The sequence below is a fragment of the Methylophaga thalassica MP genome (assembly GCF_000214595.1).
GTDB lineage: Bacteria > Pseudomonadota > Gammaproteobacteria > Nitrosococcales > Methylophagaceae > Methylophaga > Methylophaga thalassica.
The window spans coordinates 436,700-454,693 of sequence record NZ_AFIG01000003.1 but is presented as its reverse complement, the minus strand read 5'-3'; the positions used below and the strand labels follow the sequence as shown (position 1 = coordinate 454,693).

Sequence of the window (17,994 nt, the reverse complement as noted above, 5' to 3'; positions counted from 1 at the left end):
GCGATTTTTATAATCGCTTTACCAGATGGGAAATCTGCTTTAAATGACTGTGCTTCAACAAATTAAATCCTTACTCGAACAACGTATCCTGATTCTTGATGGTGGCATGGGCACGTTGATTCAAAGCTACAAGTTGGAAGAGAAAGATTTCCGTGGAGCGCGATTTGCTGATCATCCTTGTGATGTTAAAGGCAATAACGATCTTTTGTCTCTGACCCAACCGCAGATTATTCGCGATATCCACCGCGCTTATTTTGAAGCGGGTGCGGATATTGTCGAAACCAATACCTTTAACGGCACTTCTATTGCCATGGCTGATTACCAGATGGAAGATCTGGTGTATGAGTTAAACAAAGTCTCCGCTGAACTTGCCAAAGAAGTGGCTGCTGAGTTTACAGCGAAAAATCCGGATAAACCGCGTTTTGTCACTGGGGTGTTAGGCCCAACTAACCGCACGGCCAGTATTTCTCCTGACGTAAATAACCCTGGCTTTCGTAATGTCAGTTTTGATGAACTGGTTGAAGCGTATCTGGAAGCCATTCGTGGTTTGGTTGATGGCGGTGCGGATTTATTGCTGGTGGAAACCGTTTTTGACACATTAAATGCCAAAGCCGCTCTGTTTGCGATTGATCAGTTCTGCGAGCAGAACAATGTGCATATTCCGGTCATGATTTCTGGCACCATCACTGATGCCAGTGGCCGTACGCTTTCTGGTCAAACCGCCGAAGCATTCTGGAACTCACTGGCACATATCCAGCCGCTGAGTATTGGTCTGAACTGTGCGTTGGGTGCAGAGCAATTACGTCAATACGTAGAAGAATTATCCAATGTGGTAACTTGCCACGTCAGTGCTCACCCAAATGCGGGTTTGCCAAATGAGTTTGGTGAATATGATGAGTCACCAGAAGTCATGGCGGCGCAAATTAAAGAATGGGCACAATCTGGTTTCTTGAATATTGTTGGTGGCTGCTGTGGTACCGCACCTGCACATATTAAAGCCATTGCCGATGCAGTGGCAGGCATTAAACCACGTCAGCCAAAAGCTAATTTACATCATTGCCGTTTAAGTGGTTTAGAACCACTGAATATCACTCCTGACAGCCTGTTTGTGAACGTCGGTGAACGAACCAACGTCACGGGTTCCGCCCGCTTTGCCAAGTTGATTAAAGAAGGTGACTACGACACCGCTTTAGAAGTCGCTCGTCAGCAAGTGGAGAATGGTGCTCAAATCATCGATATCAACATGGATGAAGGCATGTTGGACTCGAAAGAGGCTATGGTCACCTTCCTCAATTTACTGGCTGCTGAGCCAGATATCAGTCGTGTTCCTGTGATGATTGACTCATCCAAATGGGAAGTTATTGAGGCCGGTCTGAAATGCATTCAGGGTAAAGGCATTGTTAACTCCATTAGCTTGAAAGAAGGCGAAGAAAAATTCATCGAACAGGCCAAGCTGGTTCGTCGCTATGGTGCGGCAGTGATTGTAATGGCGTTTGACGAAGTTGGTCAGGCTGATACCCGCCAACGTAAACTGGAAATCTGCAGACGCTCTTATGAAGTGTTAACTGAAAAAGTGCATTTCCCACCAGAAGACATCATTTTCGATCCGAATATTTTTGCCGTGGCTACAGGTATTGAAGAACACAATAACTATGCCGTCGATTTTATCGAGGCGGTGCATGATATTAAACAGAGTCTGCCACATGCGCTGATCAGTGGTGGTGTGTCGAATGTCTCCTTCTCATTCCGTGGTAATAATCCGGTTCGTGAAGCGATTCATGCGGTTTTCCTTTACCACGCCATTAAAGCCGGTATGGATATGGGTATTGTCAATGCCGGCCAGTTGGCGATTTATGATGATTTGCCAGAAGAATTGCGTGAAGCCGTAGAAGACGTCGTGCAAAACCGTCGTGACGATTCCACTGACCGCCTGCTGGAACTGGCAGAAAAATACAAAGGTGAAGGCGGCAGTGTTGCTAAGCAGGAAGACCTGGCCTGGCGTGAACTGCCGGTGATAAAACGTCTGGAACATGCTTTGGTTAAAGGCATTGCTGATTACGTTGAAGACGATACGGAAGAAGCCCGTCAGCAATATGCCAAACCATTGGAAGTGATTGAAGGGCCATTAATGGATGGCATGAATGTGGTTGGTGACTTATTTGGTGAAGGTAAGATGTTTTTACCTCAGGTGGTCAAGTCTGCCCGCGTGATGAAAAAAGCCGTCGCCTATTTGATGCCCTTTATCGAAGCGGCGAAAGAAGAGGGTGACACCAGCAAAAATAACGGCAAGATCCTGATGGCCACGGTCAAAGGTGACGTACATGATATTGGTAAAAATATCGTTGGCGTGGTGCTGCAATGTAATAACTTCGAAGTCATTGATCTCGGTGTCATGGTGCCAGCACAGAAAATTCTGGATACAGCACGAGAAGAAAATGTCGACATTATTGGCTTGTCTGGCCTGATTACGCCATCACTGGATGAAATGGTGCACGTCGCTAAAGAAATGGAGCGACTGGGTATGGAGACGCCGTTAATGATTGGCGGTGCAACGACCTCATTAATCCATACGGCTGTGAAAATCGAACCGAACTATCATGGCTGCAGTATTTATGTAAAAGATGCGTCACGTGCGGTGGGTGTGGCCCAGCGTTTAGTCACCAAAGACACACGTGATGCCTTTATTGCGGATCTGAAAAAAGATTATGAAGAGAAGCGTTCAAGACATAAAGGACGTAAGAGCAGTCGCCGTCAATTAAGTATTGCTGAAGCACGAGCGAATAAAACCAAGATTGACTGGGCCGCTTATCAACCTACCAAACCCGCTAAATTAGGTTTGGAAGTGTTTGATGACTATCCATTGGCTGAATTAGTTGAGCGTATTGACTGGACGCCATTTTTCCAATCATGGGAACTGGCGGGTAAATTCCCACGTATCTTGACTGATGAAGTGGTGGGTGAACATGCCACGCACTTATTTGAAGATGCGAAAAAAATGTTGCAGCAAATTGTCGATGAAAAATGGCTGACAGCGAAAGCGGTGATCGGTCTGTTCGCAGCCAACAGCATCAATGACGATGATATTGAAGTCTATCGTGATGATAATCGTGATGAAGTGTTGATGACGCTGCATAGCTTACGTCAACAAACCGAACGTCCACCTGGTCGCCCTAATGCTGCTTTAGCTGATTTTATCGCACCAAAAGAAACCGGCGTGAATGATTATATCGGCGCTTTTGCGGTCACTGCGGGTATTGGCATTGATGAACACGTCGCCCGTTTTGAAGAAGATCATGATGATTACCACAGCATTATGCTGAAAGCGCTGGCGGATCGTCTGGCAGAAGCCTTTGCTGAACGTATGCATGAACGGGTGCGTAAAGAGTTCTGGGGGTATGCCAAACAAGAGCAATTAGATAATGAAGCGCTGATTGACGAGAAGTACCAAGGCATTCGTCCTGCGCCAGGTTATCCGGCCTGTCCGGACCATACTGAAAAAGGGCTGTTATGGGATCTGATTGATCCTGTCACACATGCCGGCATGACTATTACTGAAAGCTATGCCATGTTGCCGACAGCCGCTGTCAGTGGTTTCTATTTTGCACATCCTGAATCACGTTATTTTGGTCTGGGCAAAATCGATCAGGATCAGGTGGAAGACTATGCTCAGCGTAAAGGCTGGGATAAGCAAACAGCAGAGCGTTGGTTGGGGCCTGCCTTATCTTATGACGGAGATGATTAATGAATAATGACATTATTGATCTTCAAACCCGTTTAGCTTTTCAGGACGGTTTGCTGGAAGAGTTAAATCAGGTAGTCATCAATCAACAAAAACAGATTGATCGGCTGGAACAACGTATGGCTGCTTTCAAAGCGCAAATGGAAAGCATGCAACAGATGCAACTCATGCGGCCGAGCGATGAGCCACCGCCACCGCACTATTAAGCTTTAAATGATAAATGATGTCTTTGCCACAGCGTCACTGTTGGATATTACAAGGCGATTTTGATTGGCTTAATAAACAGGCACAGATTTTTTATCAATCAGTACCCCCGTCTACTTGCTTTTGGCTAACTGACAATACTGCTTCAGATGAAGCAGTATCGGTTAAAAAGGCGCATCAGCATTTAGGGCAAGAGTGTGAGCTGCTCATTTTTCAGGTAACAGCGCAGTTTGACGCTGATGCATTTGGTGCTCTTATCGGCTGTGTCAAAGCCGGTGGTACAGTGTTGGTCCTGCTCAATACGGCATTAAAACCGACGCGCTGGCTGACACGGTTTCTGGCTATCGCCACTACCTTTCCCGCGATTCAATGCTTTAATCAGCAGCAAACGTTACCTGATTTAATTCCTCTGCAAGCTGCAAATCCTCCATCTCCCCTTATTCCGACGCCGACGGAAGAACAAGGTGAAGCGATTGCTGCTGTGACGAAAGTTGTTAACGGGCATCGTCGCCGTCCATTAGTGTTAACGGCAGATCGGGGACGGGGCAAAACGGCTTTATTAGGAATGGCCGCTGCTGAACTTCTGAAATCAGGTAAGCAACATATTCTGTTGACGGCACCCAGTCCGGCAAGTATCCAAACTTTACTGCTACATGCTCATCAGCAATTAGCAGAGAGTAAACTGGGTAAAACATCTGTTCGCTGGCATGATGCCATCATTGAGTTTATGGCACCCGATGCTATTTTGCTGAGCCAACCAGCCACCGATTTGTTGATCATTGATGAAGCCGCGGCCATTCCAGCCAGTATGCTGGAGCAATATCTGATCAACTATTCCCGCTTAGTATTCAGCTCCACTATCCATGGTTATGAAGGGACCGGACGCGGCTTTGTGCTGCGTTTTTATAAAACCTTGGATAGATTAGCTCCAGGCTGGCGGGCATATGTGTTGGAGAAACCCGTTCGCTGGGCTGAGAATGATGTGGTTGAGCAATTTAGTTTTGCCGCATTGCTGTTAGATGCTGAGCCAGTTGATGGACAAGCAATCTCTGCTGCTGAGGAAAACCAGCTGATTTTTGAAACGCTTGAACAACAGCAATTGTTGAATGATGAACGTTTACTCAGGCAGGTATTTGGTTTGATGGCACTGGCCCATTACCGAACACGTCCAGCTGATGTGCAGATGTTATTGGATCATCCTGATATGCAGGTCAGTGTTTTGCGTTTCCAGGGGAATGTCGTTGCCACACTATGGACGATTACTGAGTCAGCTCTGGACGGTGAGTTAGCACAACAAGTTTATGATGGTACGCGTCGTCTAAAAGGACATTTATTACCGCAATCCTTACTAGTGCACGCCGGAATTGAGGATGCTGGGCAATACCATTATCAGCGAATAAGCCGTATCGCTGTGCATCCTGATTGCCAACAACGAGGCTGGGGTCAGCTTTTATTACAGCATTATCTTGCTAGTGTAGATGGTGCTGATACGGTCGGTGTCAGCTTTGCACTGTCGGTCGAGTTACTCCGTTTCTGGTCAAAAGCCGGGTTTAAAATTGTGCGTATCGGCCAACACCGGGACGAGGTCTCTGGCAGTCTATCGGTGATGATGTTAAAAGCCATCAATGCTGATGGAGAAAAGCTGGTCAAAAGGGCACATCAAACGCTAGCCCAGCAGTGGACTTTTTTACTGGAAAGGCAGTGGCAAGAACTGGATGCGGAAGCAGTCATGCAAATCAGTCAGTCTTTTGATGATGAAACGTTGATGCTTGATTATCAGCAGCAAGTAAACAGTTTTGCTTTTAAACAACGCCCTTATGAGTCTTCGGAATGGGCATTGTGGCAGTGGCTTGGCGATCAGCTTTCTCAGCCATGTTTTAAGCAACTGCAATTAAAGCAACAGCATCTATTGATTATGCTGATTTTGCAGGGCAGATCATTTGATGCTGTTGCTGAACAACTCAAGCTGACAGGACGTAAACATATCGTTAATGAGCTAAGAGAAGCAGTGAGACATATACTTAGCGCTGAAACAGATTAATTCAGCACTAATTTCACTAATACGCCGCCTGCTAACCAAACCCCTGACAGTATCGTTAGTGAATTCATCACAATGTCAGTCCATGACATGGTTTTGTTATGGTCATGATGATGACTGGATTGCGCGTTTCTCCATGTCAAAAAAAGATAGGCTGAAATAAGTAAGAAACCAATATTCAAAAAGAAATTGTAGTTAAGTTTAAAGTGATCTTGTTCCGCCGGTGATGACCAGTTCTGTAGATTGGGAAGTAAATCGAATACCTGGAAACCATAATGCAGTAACAGAGAGGTAATCACTAAACAGGTGAACAGCATCATTAAAATAAATAATGCCATTTTCCAACCATAATATTTCGCATTGATGCGAAGTACAGGCAAAACAACCATATCTGAGAAGATGAATGCCATCACACCGGCAAAAGCTACACCCTGACCATACAACACAGCTGCAAGTGGAATATTACCCATAGAGCCTATAAAGGTGAAAAAAGCGGCTATTGGACCCACTAATGTTTGCTGTAATACTGACCAAAAGTCTGGATTTTCTGTGCCTGCACCGATAAATAACCATTTAAAAAAAGCGTCAGGGACAAACGCAGAGATAATGCCTGCCACAGTAAAACCAATCAGTACGTCCTTCCATACCATTTGCCATTCCATGACATATTTTTGGCTGATTTTTTGCCAAATTTCTTTACTGAATAAACGTGACCACTTATATCCGTCTGATTCGTTGGCATTCATCTCATCAGGTTTATTTTCGCGTGCCTGTTTTATCAGGGACTCAGGATTGGTCAAATAAATAAACAACCAGGCAATCAGGATTAATAAAACGGCACCTATATATTCCCCAATAACAAATTGCCAGCCGAGAAAAATGGCGATGACAAAGCCGAGTTCAATAACAAGGTTAGTGGAAGCAAGCATATAGGCCATGGAGGCAGCAAAAGTAGCCCCTTTCTGGAATAAGGCCCGGGTGGTCGATAATGCGGCAAAACTACATGAGCTAGAGATAAAACCGAACAAGGTACCTGTTGATATGGATCTGAGGTCATCGCCTCCCATTAGGTCACGCATTTCTTTTCTGGAGACCATCACCTGAATGATACTGCTGAGGATATAGCCAAAAATAAATGCCCATAGCGCCATCCAGAAAAAACTCAGGCTAGTAATTGAGGCTTCAGACCATTTTTCCAATAATTCCACAATTATCTCCGAGACAAGATAATTGTTCACCCTATCAGCTAGAAGAGATCAGGTAAACATCCCCAGTGGCTGAAACCTTGATATTCAGTGGGGTCAAACTCTCGCCTCGGCATGGCCCGGAAAAGCAGTAACCATCTTCCAGTTGAAACAGGGCACCATGTGTTGAACATTGAATATGGGTACCTTCCAGCGACATAAACTGATCAGGTTGCCAATTAAGCGGAATACCCAGATGAGGACAAAAGTTTAAATAGGCTCGAACTTCGCCATCCTGTTTTAGCAGGAAAAAATCCAATGTTTTATCACCGCCTAGTTCAATATCGAAGCCGCGGGTTTGATATTCCTCAAGCTCATTTTGATTGCATAGATAGATTTCTGTCATGGTATCGTTAAATTAGTCAGTCCATCCTGGCCGCATTTGTGTCCGGCCAGACGACATGCATACTCAAGAGTCTCTTGGTGAGAAAGCTGCTTAGCCAATCCTGAAATAATGCCTGCATTAAATGTATCACCAGCAGCCAGCGTATCAACTACCTCTGGCGGAGGGAAGGCGGGGCAGTGAATGATTTTATCATTGGCCTTAAGCCAGGCGCCTGCCTCTCCCCAGCTGCAGGTCATGATATTTTCCTTTGTTAAACTCTGAAGAAAGTGTTGTGCTGAGCTAAACCCCTGACTGATTGCATAAGGTTTTGAGAACAGAAGTACATCCGCTAAAGAAAACAGCTGCTCTATTCCTTCACGCGGTTTCTCAATTTCCAAAGAGCAAGGTAAATGAGGGTAGTGTGTTTTTAACCAACTCAGCATTTGCTTTAATTCAGCTACATTTCGGCCTTCAAAGTGCACCCAGTGAAATGTGTTTAAATCGAGTTGCGAAAAAAACGCAAAATCCAGTTCTGGGCAGTCCCGGTAATGCACAATCGTTCGGCTTCCGGTACTTTCGCTGACATTAATATAAGAGGTGGGTAATTTGCCCTGAGAAATGACTTTGCAGTGGTTAAAGTCAATCTGATGCTCAGCTAGTTCATTTTTGACAATGGCAGCATCGCTCTCGTCTATTATTACACCAGACCAAGCACATTGGTGACCTAACTGACTGAGTACAACCAGTGTATTGGTGGCATTACCACCGCGCCGAATGGTCTGACTGACAGCCCGAACTTCGTCATCTTCTTTTGGATAGCGACTCACACGATTGATAATATCAATGGTGGCGATCCCAACAGCTAAAATATTGGCCATAAAGTAAAACCGGCCCAAATGTGGGCCGGTATATGATGCTTGCAGTTAGATAGTGTCGAAGACAGCGCCAACGGCATTGGTGATTTCATCGATGTCACCTGTGCCTGGGATAGCGTGCAGTTTGTGTTGTCTCTGATAATAACCAATCAATGGCGCTGTTTGCTCTTCATAGACTTTCAGACGATTACCAATGGTTTCTTCGTTGTCGTCAGCGCGTTGAAATAATTCACCACCACAGCTATCACATTGGCCTTCTTTTTTAGGCGGTGACAAGTGAATATTGTAGATAGCACCACAGTCTTTACAGGTGCGACGACCTGTTAAACGTTGCATCAATTCTTCAAATGGTACGTCCAGTAACACAACCCCTTGTAATGGCTGGCCTAATTGCTCAAGCATACTGTCTAACGCTTCAGCCTGAGCGATATTACGTGGGAAACCATCAAGAATGTAGCCATCTAAAGCATCTTCTTCTGATAAACGCTCACGGATCAGACCGATAACGATATCATCAGAAACCAGGGCACCGGCATCCATCGCACTTTTAGCTTGTTTACCTAATTCTGTGCCAGCTTTCACTGCGGCACGCAGTAAGTCACCTGTTGAGATTTGAGGGATATTGAATTTCTTTGATAACACAACACCTTGTGTACCTTTACCGGAGCCTGGTGCACCGAGAAGAACCGTTCTCATTGTAAGCCTCTTGAATAGATTAGTCTTATTTCGAAATTTAATGTTCAGTCATCATAACCGATTCCAAACGTTCGATTTGCTTGGCAACTTGTCTCAGCAAATCCGGAATCTGATATTCATTTAAACCCAGTAAGTCCCATGCTGCTGGGTCTAATGGGGGAACATGGCTATCACCACTGTGTCCGAAGGGCACGGAAGATACCAAGATGTCAGCAATATGTACAACTGCTGCATCAATCATATACTCATCAGCTTGCGACGGTGAGTGATGGTAGCGTGCTACTTCCTGCAGTGATTTTGGCAGTCGCCATGCTTTGGTGAGAGCTTCACCCACATGGGTATGATCAAAGCCCATCGCACGTTGTTCTGCTTCATAAATCACTTCATGACCAAACTCCGCACTATTAATCGCTTCGCGTGCCAGTTCAGGCACCGTTTGATATATCACTAAGCTACCAATATTATGCAGAAGTCCAGCAATAAAAAAGCGTTCGCTTGCACGTTGACCACATTCTTCCGCCAACATTTTACTGGCAATAGCACTGGCAAAACTATGACGCCAGAACTCATTCATATTAATGAGTGACGTCGGAATTCCCTTGAAGGAATTGAGTACGGATGTGGCCAGAATGAGGTTGGTCAACTCACGAGTACCAATGATGGTGATGGCACGTGAAATGGTATTGATTTGCGATGGAAAGCCGTAAAAAGGGCTATTCACAATCTTTAATAAACGTGTGGCTAAGGCTGGATCGGTATTAATGACAGCACTGATATCATCAATACTACTGTCTGGATCTTCCATTAGCTCGTTGAGTTGAGTGTAGGTAGTGGGAGGAGAAACCAGTTCCAGTGATTTATTGACTAGGGATTCGGCGGAAAGCGTCATATTTGCTCCTCCTGCTCGTTCTCTAAGTCTAAGTCCAGCTGCATTTCATACAACGCCTTCATTAGCGGATGCGTCAGATCAACATAACGAAAACGCTCATCACGTTCTTGTCGTTGGGCTTCGGTTAATTCAATGGTATCTGCCATATCAGTTCACACTCCATGATGCCTTCTCACTGACAAATTGAGAAATTGATGCGCCGAGCTTTCCTGCAAACTGGTCAAGATAGTTGGGACGTGGGGTGTAATCAACAATATCTTCGGCACCTAACATATCACGTGCAACCGTACTGGTATTGGCTAAACCGTCAATCAAACCAAGATTGACCGCTTGCTCACCTGACCAGAACAAACCTGAAAATAGATTATCATCCTTCGCCAGTCTGTCTCCACGACCTGCTTTTACTACGTCAATAAATTGTTGATGAATGGTATCCAGCATTTGGTGAGCATGTTTGAGATCCGATTCTTTCATCGGCAGGAATGGATCTAAAAAGGCTTTATGTTCTCCAGCCGTTAAAGAACGGCGTTCAACGCCCACTTTATCAATCAAATCGGTGAAGCCAAAACCATCCATTCTGACGCCAATTGAACCCACAATACTGGCTTTATCTGCATAAATTTTATCGGCCGCTACAGCGATGTAATAACCACCAGAAGCACAGACATCCTGGATCACAGCATAAACTGGAAAATCAGGACGTGTTTTTTTCAGACGTTGAATTTCGTCATTCACAATGCCAGATTGTACAGGGCTGCCGCCCGGCGTATTCATTCGTAGGATCAAGCCTTTCGCTGACTGGTCTTCGAAGGCATTACGAATACCGGTCACAATATTGTCAGCATTGGCTTCTGAGTCACTGGCAATAGGTCCACTGATTTCGACCATGGCGGTATGAGGACCAGTGGCTGAAGAGAGTTTACTTGGTGAGTAGCTCAGTATTAAAAAAGCGATAAGGTAGAGGAAAAGCAGACCTTTAAAGACATAACCCCAGCGACGTTTATTACGTTGTTCTCTGATGGCTGCAAAAGCTAAATCTCTCAGAACATTACGCTCCCAGCTATGATCTTCCTTGTCGTTGCCCTTATTTTCCGAATTATTATTAGATGGGAAATCGCCGAATGTTGCCATATTGATCTATTCCTGAAAAAAACATAAGTATGCCATCATATCAAAACTCTGTGTCAGGACGAGTTAACCATTTCTCGACTTGATAAAGATTATGGACAATAGCTTTTGGCTTAGCTGCTTTTAGTGTTGTTTCTGAGTGGGCACCATGTGTGATACCTAAACTATGCGCGCCGGCATTATGAGCCATCATTAAGTCGAATTCTGTATCACCAATCATCAGTGTTTGTTCGGCATCAACACCGACAAAATCCATCAGTTCCATTAACATCTGAGGATGGGGTTTGGAATGACATTCATCCGCGCATCGGGTTGAGATAAATAACTCACCCAGCCCCGTTTCCTTTAGGGCTCTGTCCAGACCCCGACGGCTTTTTCCTGTGGCTACACCCAAAAATATCTCTTGCTCATTAAGTTGCTTAAGCAGGTTTTCCGCATGTTCAAACAGCGGTGTCGATTCTGGGGTGCTGATCCAGGTTTGTCGATAACAATCAGCTAATGCATTCCAAGTCGTGGTATCCGCATCAGGGTAGAGCGTTTGAACCGCTTCGTTTAATCCCAGCCCGATAATATGACTCACCTGGCTGTCGCTCAATGGCTCAAGTGATAATGTGGCAATGGCTTGATGCATACAAGCCGTGATATGACCTGTTGAATCCATTAAGGTCCCATCCCAGTCGAACACAATGAGTTGGTAAGGACTCATGCTTGCTCCAGCTGTTTTATGACCTGCTGCAATTTCTCTGGAAGTGGTGCTTCAAGTGAGAGTGGTTCCTGAGTGATAGGGTGGTGAATACCCAGTCGCCAGGCATGTAGAAATAAACGTTTAAGTCCAAACGTTTTCATTTGTTTATTAAATTCACGGTCGCCATATTTATCATCGCCTGCTACCGGATGACCAGACCAGGCAGAGTGAACACGAATTTGATGTGTTCTTCCAGTAAACAGTTTGACTTCGCTCAGTTGAGCGATGCTATAACTTTGTCTTTTTATGAATAGTGTCTTTGCCGATTTACCTTCTGGGTCGACTTTAACCATACGTTCACCGGAAGACACGGTGTTTTTTTGTAAAGGTTGCTCTATATAGACTTCACCGCTATTCATTTCACCTTTGAGTAATGTCAGGTAGCGTTTATCGATTTGATCCGAAAGCATCTGTTGCTGAAGATTGAGCAGGCTTTCACGACTTTTCGCTATTAGTAAACAGCCCGATGTATCACGATCCAGACGGTGAACTAATTCGATAAATTCCAATTCGGGTTTAATTAGCCGAAAAGCTTCAATGACACCAACCTGAATTTGGGTTCCGGCGTGTACAGCAAGTCCTGAGGGTTTATTCAACACCAGCATGGCATCATCTTCAAAAATGATACTGGCCAGTAATTGCTGCTGAAGTGATTCATTAATCTCGGTCGGTGCTGTTTTTTCAGAAACTTGCAGTGGTGGCACACGAATGACGTCACCGGCTTCGATTTTATAGGTTTGTTTGATGCGTCCTTTATTGACCCGAACTTCACCTTTACGGATAGCTCGATAAATGCGACTTTTGGGCACTCCTTTTTCAAGAGTGAGTAAAAAATTATCGATACGTTGCCCGGCTTGAGAAGCACTTATTTCGATAAATTGCACTTTTTGTGACTGTGGTTTGTGAGCTGCCATAGAATAGGTTTAATTTTTCAGTTGCTGAGATGGCAATAGACTGCTATATTCGATCGTTGGTCCGTGCGTAAAATGAGGTCAGTATACCTACTTTTGCCCACGTTGACTGATTTTTGCGTCGCGCCCTCCACAAATGAGGTTGATGCGGCGCCCGGTAAACAAATATATCTTGGCTGAACAGGGGTTCAGCAGGCGGACTCATAGGGAGTCCTTGTAAGAATATCAGGTTCCCATGTCTTGATTGCCATCAAAACGAGTAGAAAGACGCATCAGGCAGGACGACAATTTAAAGTAATTAATATAAGAAGAACGGTTCAGATACATAAAGCTTAACTTAAGCTGAGAAACCAATGAAAGTTGCAGAACCTTATTGCAACACGAAAAAGATACAAAGATGGATCATGCATGCCTTGATGGGAGGGCACATGAAGAAACAATACGATTTACAATTAATTACTGAATAACAGACATCGTCGCTCTGTAAAGCCCGATTGGCTAACGCGTCCGCTACGGTGGTGTGCGGCAGGATATGCGGACCTCAACATTGAGGTTAGTGCATGAAACGAATTTTAATTAACGCAACGCACGAAGAAGAGTTGCGTGTGGCAATGGTCGATGGCCAACGCCTGTTTGATCTGGATATCGATACACCTTCCAGAGAACAAAAGAAAGGTAATATTTATAAGGGAAAAATCACTCGTGTAGAACCGAGTTTAGAAGCTGTCTTTGTTGACTATGGTGCAGAAAGACAAGGCTTCTTACCACTGAAAGAAATTTCAAAAACCTACTTCAAAAAGCGTGATGACAATGACGATACTAATGGTCGTCTGAATGTTCAGGACGTGCTTTCTGTTGGCCAGGAACTGGTTGTCCAAATTGAAAAAGAAGAGCGTGGTAATAAAGGTGCTGCGCTGACTACCTTCATCAGCCTGGCTGGTCGCTATTTAGTCTTAATGCCAAACAGCCCTCGTGCTGGTGGTATTTCTCGTCGTATCGAAGGTGATGACCGTGCAGAGCTGCAAGAAGCCCTGCGCTCACTTGAAGTGCCAGACGGTATGGGCATGATTGTGCGTACCGCCGGTGTGGGTAAGCAACCTGAAGAACTACAGTGGGATCTTGAATACCTTATCCAGTTGTGGACGGCGATTGATGTGGCTGTAAAAGATCGTAGCGCGCCATTCCTTGTTTACCAGGAAAGCAACATTATCATCCGCGCACTACGTGATTATCTGCGTAAAGATATCGGTGAGATTCTGGTTGATTCGCCTGAAGTTTACCAAACAGGCTATGACTTCATGCGTATGGTAATGCCGCATGAGCTGAGTAAATTTAAGCTATATCAAGACAAAGTTCCGCTATTTACCCGCTATCAGGTTGAAAGCCAGATTGAGAGTGCTTTCCGTCATGAAGTTCGTCTGCCGTCTGGTGGTGCACTAGTGATTGATCCGACCGAAGCGTTGATTTCTATCGATGTGAACTCAGCACGCGCTAACAAAGGCGGTGATATTGAGGAAACAGCTCTAAACACTAATCTTGAAGCGGCAGAAGAAATTGCCCGTCAGTTAAGGTTGCGTGACCTAGGCGGTTTGGTGGTAATTGATTTCATTGATATGGGGCCAAGCCGTAATCAGCGTGAAGTCGAAAACCGTTTACGTGAACATTTGAAAGCAGATCGTGCCCGTGTTCAGGTTGGCCGCATCTCTCGCTTTGGTCTGTTGGAAATGTCCCGTCAGCGTTTACGTCCAGCTTTAGGTGATGCGCATCAGGAAATCTGTCCTCGCTGTGCGGGTCTGGGTCATGTTCGTGGTGTTGAATCACTGGGCTTAGCGGTATTACGACTCATTGAAGAAGAAGCCACCAAAGACAAAGTCACGCAATTAATCGTTCAGCTACCTGTTCCTGTGGCGACATTCATTCTTAATGATAAGCGCACACAGGTCGATATCATTGAGAAGCGACACGGTGTGAAGTTGGTTCTAATTCCGAACCCGCATCTGGATACGCCTCATTATGATATCGAGCGCATTAAGGATGGCAGCGAGCGCAATGAAGTCAGTCATCAATTAATTTCTCCGCCAGAACAGGAAGTACCAGTTGTTTTACGTGACAAACCTGTCATGGAACAACCTGCTGTGAAAGGCATTTCGCCTGCAGCACCTGCTCCTGTGATTGTTCGTGAGAAAGAGCCTGAACAAAAACCAAGCCTGCTTAAACGTCTGTTGAATGTGTTGACAGGAAAAAGTGAGCCAGAAAAGGAAGAAAAGTCCATAGTGGATACTAAAAAAGAAAAAAGCTCACAGGAACAACGTTCGCAGAATCGTCGTGGACGTAGCCGTCCCAAAAATAATGCAGCGAATAATCAAGAGTCTGCTGAAAAAAATGGTGAACGTAAGAATCCGCGACGCAGGAATGATAAAAACGTCGATAACACTGAACAGAAAAAGGCTGACATGCCTACTCCACCAGTGAAAGAGGAGTCGGCATCAGACAATAACGATGATAAACAGCCTCGTAATAGTAATGGTCGTCGTTCACGTCGCGGTGGTCGCCGTCGTCGTCCAGCGCGCGCTGAAAACGGTTCAACTGACAACAATGCAGTCAATCCTGCTGAGGTGGATAAAGGCAATATAGCGCCACCACCGCCACCAGAGGTGAATGGAAATGCTATTCCTGAGCCAGAGCCTGAAGTGAATGGCAACGTCATTAAATCGGATAAAGAACCGGAAATAGATGGCAATAAAGTACCAGCCAACAAGCCTCGCCGACCTCGCTCATCAGGACCTACAAACAGACGTCGTCGTCCAAGTGATAAGGACAAAGCAGAAGCGGCAGCGGCTAATGCGGCAAAAGAGGGTGATTCAGCTAAACCGGTAGAAAAAGCAGAAGCAAGTGATAAGCCGGTTGAAAAACAAGCGGAAAAACACGCTGAAGACAAAAAAGCAGTGGTAGAAAAAAGTTCGACTTCGGATGATAATGGTTCTGAAAAGAAAACGAAGGCCAAATCTGAAGCGAGTGAGACGAATGCCACGCAAGAGTAATATTCTGCACGAAGAACTGCTGGCCTTAATTGGCCAGCAGGTTTCTTATCAACAACATCGTTGCGAGATTATTGAGCTGCTGGATGGGGCTGAGTTAATCCTGCAAGTATTAGAGTCGGGCCATAATATCCAGCCGAATCAATACGGCGAGGGCCACAGGCCAGTCCCCGTGACATATACCTTGCCTGTATTTGATGGTGAGGGAAATTTACATGCCGAACTCATTGCGGCAGGCTTGGATAAGCTACTCTGCCAGTAAACGTCTGACTTCAAGTAAGTCTGCTTCTGTATCTACCCCATGTCCGGCACTGATTAAAGCTTCTGACATGTGTATTCTTTTACCGTGAAACAATACCCGCAATTGCTCTAAAGATTCTTCTGTTTCTAGCAAACAGGGCGTCATTTCAGCGTAGTTTTTCAGAAAAGCAGCCCGATATCCATATAAACCAATATGACGGTAGTGGGGGAGTTCTGGAGGCAACGGGGTTGTATGAAAATGATCACGCATCCAAGGAATCGGCGCGCGGCTGAAATATAAAGCATAGCCCTGACTGTCCATGACGACTTTGACCACATTAGGATCAAACACCTGTTTTTCCTGATGAATTCGACTGAACAGTGATGCCATATCTGCATCGGCATGTTGAGCAAGATCGGCCGCTACCTGATTAATTAATAAAGCGGGCAAGCAGGGTTCATCACCTTGCACATTAATGACAATCTCATCATCCTTAAACTGTCTCAGCTTGATAACCTCTGCTAGCCTGTCTGTGCCGGAACGGTGATTGTCAGAGGTCATACAAACATCGGCATCAAAAGCTGTGGCTGCTTCAGCAATGCGTTCATCATCGGTGGCAATGATAACGTTATCTGCATCACTTTCTAAGGCACGTTCATACACGTGCTGAATCATGGGTTTACCGGCGATGTCCAGTAAAGGTTTACCAGGTAAACGCGTTGACGCATATCGTGCAGGAATAACAATGCTAAAGCTCATTTATACCTCTTCATCCGCAGGCACCTGACGTGCTTCTTCTATCAGCATGACAGGGATATCATCTTTCACAGGATAAGCAAGGCGACAGGCTGAACAAAATAATTCCTGAGCCTCTTTTTTATAGTGCAATTTACCTTTACAGGCCGGGCAGGCAAGTATCTCTAAAAGTGCATTATCCATTAGAAAGTTCCTTTAATGTTTGGTGAATAGCGGGGAATACTGAGCTATCAATGGTGGCTTCAACGGGTAGATACCACATATTTTTATGAGCAAAAGACTGACATTTTACGGCATCTTTCTCGGTCATTAGAATGGGCAAGTCATCATAAAATTCCAGATCTGTCGGTAGATAGTCATGATGATCAGCAAAGGCATGAGGATGAACAATAATCTCAGCTGCGGCTAATGAGTCAAAAAAACGTTTGGGGTGACCAATTCCCGCGACAGCATGGACTTCACTGTGACTGAAACTGTTCAATGCTTGTTTGAGGCTGGGATCCAGCAGATTTGTCCACGCTGAGCCGCTTAACTGCATTGAAATAGTATTATGCTCGTCACTCTTGCCGTTGTAGATAATGAAATCAACGTTGTTAAGCCGGGAAAGCGGTTCACGCAGCGGCCCTGCAGGCAGACAATGTTTATTGCCGAACCGTCTGACACTATCAACAATGATAATTTCCATATCACGTTCTAAAGCATAGTGTTGCAAACCATCATCTGAAATAATCACATCACAATGGTATTGGCTCAATAGATGAATAGCCGCTTGTGGCCGATCCGGATCAACCACCACCGGACAAGCTGTGCGTCTTGCTATCAGTAACGGTTCATCTCCACAATGTTTTGCATCACTGTTTTTATCAACATCGAGTGGATATTTACGACTATTACCACCATAACCTCGGCTGATAATGCCAGGTTTATAGCCTGCGGCTAAAAGCTGCTCAGCCAGCCAGATAACAAATGGCGTCTTTCCGGTGCCGCCCACAGTAATATTTCCCACTACAATTACCGGTACGGGCATTTTGTGTGTGGTGAAGATGCCTGAGCGGTAGGCCCATTTCCGCATGATAACAACAAGCCGATACAGCCAACTCAGAGGTAATAAGAACCAATATTGAGTTGATGACTGATACCAACTGTCAGTTAGCCAGCGCATTAT

Annotated in this window: 17 protein-coding genes; 5 read left to right on the top strand and 12 right to left on the bottom strand. The window is 45.1% G+C overall.

What is annotated here, in order from left to right; genetic code table 11:
• The first annotated feature begins 43 nt into the window (after positions 1 to 43).
• The 3 genes from metH to MAMP_RS13745 are packed head-to-tail and all read left to right on the top strand — an operon-like array spanning position 44 to position 5,984.
• Positions 44 to 3,742 (top strand): methionine synthase, encoded by a 3,699-nt coding sequence (metH, locus tag MAMP_RS13755; protein WP_007146694.1) that lies wholly within the window; start codon positions 44 to 46, stop codon positions 3,740 to 3,742.
• On the top strand, positions 3,742 to 3,945 hold the full coding sequence (locus MAMP_RS13750; RefSeq protein WP_007146693.1) for a SlyX family protein: 204 nt from the start codon (positions 3,742 to 3,744) through the stop codon (positions 3,943 to 3,945). The genes metH and MAMP_RS13750 overlap by 1 nt, the downstream gene beginning before the upstream one ends.
• A 17-nt stretch (positions 3,946 to 3,962) precedes the next feature.
• Positions 3,963 to 5,984, top strand: a complete 2,022-nt coding sequence (locus MAMP_RS13745) for a tRNA(Met) cytidine acetyltransferase TmcA (RefSeq protein ID WP_007146692.1) — start codon at positions 3,963 to 3,965, stop codon at positions 5,982 to 5,984.
• On the opposite strand, the gene MAMP_RS13740 is transcribed toward MAMP_RS13745, so the two are convergent.
• The 9 genes from MAMP_RS13740 to rluC are packed head-to-tail and all read right to left on the bottom strand — an operon-like array spanning position 5,981 to position 12,797.
• Positions 5,981 to 7,189 carry a permease gene (locus MAMP_RS13740; RefSeq protein ID WP_007146691.1) on the bottom strand — a complete coding sequence of 403 codons (1,209 nt, stop codon included), beginning with the start codon at positions 7,187 to 7,189 and terminating at the stop codon, positions 5,981 to 5,983. The two genes, MAMP_RS13745 and MAMP_RS13740, sit on opposite strands and share 4 nt — an antisense overlap.
• A 34-nt stretch (positions 7,190 to 7,223) precedes the next feature.
• Positions 7,224 to 7,571 carry a Rieske (2Fe-2S) protein gene (locus MAMP_RS13735; RefSeq protein WP_007146690.1) on the bottom strand — a complete coding sequence of 116 codons (348 nt, stop codon included), beginning with the start codon at positions 7,569 to 7,571 and terminating at the stop codon, positions 7,224 to 7,226.
• Entirely contained in the window at positions 7,568 to 8,428 is an 861-nt protein-coding gene (locus tag MAMP_RS13730) for a PfkB family carbohydrate kinase (protein WP_007146689.1), read from the bottom strand. Before MAMP_RS13730 ends, MAMP_RS13735 begins: the two co-directional genes overlap by 4 nt.
• Positions 8,429 to 8,473: 45 nt before the next feature.
• A complete protein-coding gene (locus MAMP_RS13725) occupies positions 8,474 to 9,121 on the bottom strand; it encodes an adenylate kinase (protein ID WP_007146688.1) in 648 nt (215 codons plus the stop codon).
• Between the two features lie 37 nt (positions 9,122 to 9,158).
• Entirely contained in the window at positions 9,159 to 10,010 is an 852-nt protein-coding gene (locus MAMP_RS13720) for an HDOD domain-containing protein (protein ID WP_007146687.1), read from the bottom strand.
• Entirely contained in the window at positions 10,007 to 10,156 is a 150-nt protein-coding gene (locus tag MAMP_RS16220; protein ID WP_007146686.1) for a hypothetical protein, read from the bottom strand. Before MAMP_RS16220 ends, MAMP_RS13720 begins: the two co-directional genes overlap by 4 nt.
• 1 nt (position 10,157) lies before the next feature.
• Positions 10,158 to 11,141, bottom strand: coding sequence for a S49 family peptidase (locus MAMP_RS13715; RefSeq protein WP_007146685.1), 984 nt, complete (start codon positions 11,139 to 11,141; stop codon positions 10,158 to 10,160).
• Between the two features lie 40 nt (positions 11,142 to 11,181).
• On the bottom strand, positions 11,182 to 11,844 hold the full coding sequence (locus MAMP_RS13710; protein ID WP_007146684.1) for an HAD-IA family hydrolase: 663 nt from the start codon (positions 11,842 to 11,844) through the stop codon (positions 11,182 to 11,184).
• Complete coding sequence (gene rluC / locus MAMP_RS13705) at positions 11,841 to 12,797, bottom strand: 23S rRNA pseudouridine(955/2504/2580) synthase RluC (RefSeq protein ID WP_007146683.1); 957 nt, start codon at positions 12,795 to 12,797, stop codon at positions 11,841 to 11,843. Before rluC ends, MAMP_RS13710 begins: the two co-directional genes overlap by 4 nt.
• A gap of 557 nt (positions 12,798 to 13,354) precedes the next feature.
• Between rluC and MAMP_RS13700 the strand changes: the two genes are divergently transcribed.
• Both MAMP_RS13700 and MAMP_RS13695 read left to right on the top strand, forming a co-directional pair.
• Positions 13,355 to 15,835 carry an Rne/Rng family ribonuclease gene (locus MAMP_RS13700; RefSeq protein ID WP_007146682.1) on the top strand — a complete coding sequence of 827 codons (2,481 nt, stop codon included), beginning with the start codon at positions 13,355 to 13,357 and terminating at the stop codon, positions 15,833 to 15,835.
• Entirely contained in the window at positions 15,819 to 16,094 is a 276-nt protein-coding gene (locus MAMP_RS13695) for a hypothetical protein (RefSeq protein WP_007146681.1), read from the top strand. The genes MAMP_RS13700 and MAMP_RS13695 overlap by 17 nt, the downstream gene beginning before the upstream one ends.
• Here MAMP_RS13695 and kdsB read toward each other — a convergent pair.
• The 3 genes from kdsB to lpxK are packed head-to-tail and all read right to left on the bottom strand — an operon-like array spanning position 16,080 to position 17,991.
• A complete protein-coding gene (gene kdsB, locus MAMP_RS13690; RefSeq protein ID WP_007146680.1) occupies positions 16,080 to 16,832 on the bottom strand; it encodes a 3-deoxy-manno-octulosonate cytidylyltransferase in 753 nt (250 codons plus the stop codon). The genes MAMP_RS13695 and kdsB overlap by 15 nt on opposite strands.
• Positions 16,833 to 17,012: a Trm112 family protein gene (locus MAMP_RS13685; RefSeq protein ID WP_007146679.1), complete on the bottom strand. Its 180-nt coding sequence runs from the start codon at positions 17,010 to 17,012 to the stop codon at positions 16,833 to 16,835.
• Positions 17,005 to 17,991, bottom strand: coding sequence for a tetraacyldisaccharide 4'-kinase (gene lpxK / locus MAMP_RS13680; protein ID WP_007146678.1), 987 nt, complete (start codon positions 17,989 to 17,991; stop codon positions 17,005 to 17,007). Before lpxK ends, MAMP_RS13685 begins: the two co-directional genes overlap by 8 nt.
• Positions 17,992 to 17,994: the final 3 nt, after the last annotated feature.

What these genes read in the sequence shown, in the direction of transcription:
- metH (WP_007146694.1), top strand. Translation starts at nt 44, where the DNA reads ATGACTGTGCTTCAACAAATTAAATCCTTACTCGAACAACGTATCCTG.
- MAMP_RS13750 (WP_007146693.1), top strand. Translation starts at nt 3,742, where the DNA reads ATGAATAATGACATTATTGATCTTCAAACCCGTTTAGCTTTTCAGGAC.
- MAMP_RS13745 (WP_007146692.1), top strand. Translation starts at nt 3,963, where the DNA reads ATGTCTTTGCCACAGCGTCACTGTTGGATATTACAAGGCGATTTTGAT.
- MAMP_RS13735 (WP_007146690.1), bottom strand. Translation starts at nt 7,571, where the DNA reads ATGACAGAAATCTATCTATGCAATCAAAATGAGCTTGAGGAATATCAA.
- MAMP_RS13730 (WP_007146689.1), bottom strand. Translation starts at nt 8,428, where the DNA reads ATGGCCAATATTTTAGCTGTTGGGATCGCCACCATTGATATTATCAAT.
- MAMP_RS13725 (WP_007146688.1), bottom strand. Translation starts at nt 9,121, where the DNA reads ATGAGAACGGTTCTTCTCGGTGCACCAGGCTCCGGTAAAGGTACACAA.
- MAMP_RS13720 (WP_007146687.1), bottom strand. Translation starts at nt 10,010, where the DNA reads ATGACGCTTTCCGCCGAATCCCTAGTCAATAAATCACTGGAACTGGTT.
- MAMP_RS16220 (WP_007146686.1), bottom strand. Translation starts at nt 10,156, where the DNA reads ATGGCAGATACCATTGAATTAACCGAAGCCCAACGACAAGAACGTGAT.
- MAMP_RS13715 (WP_007146685.1), bottom strand. Translation starts at nt 11,141, where the DNA reads ATGGCAACATTCGGCGATTTCCCATCTAATAATAATTCGGAAAATAAG.
- MAMP_RS13710 (WP_007146684.1), bottom strand. Translation starts at nt 11,844, where the DNA reads ATGAGTCCTTACCAACTCATTGTGTTCGACTGGGATGGGACCTTAATG.
- rluC (WP_007146683.1), bottom strand. Translation starts at nt 12,797, where the DNA reads ATGGCAGCTCACAAACCACAGTCACAAAAAGTGCAATTTATCGAAATA.
- MAMP_RS13700 (WP_007146682.1), top strand. Translation starts at nt 13,355, where the DNA reads ATGAAACGAATTTTAATTAACGCAACGCACGAAGAAGAGTTGCGTGTG.
- MAMP_RS13695 (WP_007146681.1), top strand. Translation starts at nt 15,819, where the DNA reads ATGCCACGCAAGAGTAATATTCTGCACGAAGAACTGCTGGCCTTAATT.
- kdsB (WP_007146680.1), bottom strand. Translation starts at nt 16,832, where the DNA reads ATGAGCTTTAGCATTGTTATTCCTGCACGATATGCGTCAACGCGTTTA.
- MAMP_RS13685 (WP_007146679.1), bottom strand. Translation starts at nt 17,012, where the DNA reads ATGGATAATGCACTTTTAGAGATACTTGCCTGCCCGGCCTGTAAAGGT.
- lpxK (WP_007146678.1), bottom strand. Translation starts at nt 17,991, where the DNA reads ATGCGCTGGCTAACTGACAGTTGGTATCAGTCATCAACTCAATATTGG.